The 464-nt window shown below is 78.9% G+C and carries 1 pseudogene; it reads right to left on the bottom strand.

Annotated elements, in window-relative coordinates:
- Positions 1–464, bottom strand: a pseudogene (locus GT030_RS35430) (hypothetical protein); the annotation flags it as partial.

Below are 464 nucleotides of genomic sequence, written 5' to 3'. Positions count from 1 at the left end.
GTGGTGGCGGGGCTGTCCGTGGTGGGGGGCGTCGACGGGGACTCGGACTCGGTGGAGGACTCGGAAGGGGAGGGCGAGGGGGAGTCCGAGGCGGAGGCGGAGGCCGAGGTGCTGGGCGTGGTGGACGCGCCTGCCGTGGTGTCGGTGGCGGGGGCGCCCGTCCGGGCCGGGGAGACGGAGGCGGAGCCGCCGTCCGGGGAGGCGTCGCCGGAGGCCGGACGGACGAACGAGAAGGGGGCGTCGGCGCTGAGTTCGGCGAGGCTCAGGGCCCCGGCGGCGAGGACGAAGCCGGTGGCGATGAGGAGGGTGCGGCGTCTGCGGCGGCGATGGGCCGCGGCCTTGCGGTCGCGGCGGCTGCCGTCGGGGGCCGGGTCCGGGTCGTCGTAGGGGTCCTCGGGGCCCTCGGGGTCCGTGGGGCTCGTGGGGGGCTCGTAGGTGCCGCGCCGGTCGGCCTGCCGGGGGAC

This window comes from Streptomyces sp. SID1328, assembly GCF_009865595.1.
Taxonomy (GTDB): Bacteria; Actinomycetota; Actinomycetes; order Streptomycetales; family Streptomycetaceae; genus Streptomyces; species Streptomyces griseoluteus.
The sequence above is the reverse complement of the archived record's forward strand: the minus strand, read 5'-3'. Positions and strand labels throughout refer to the sequence as shown.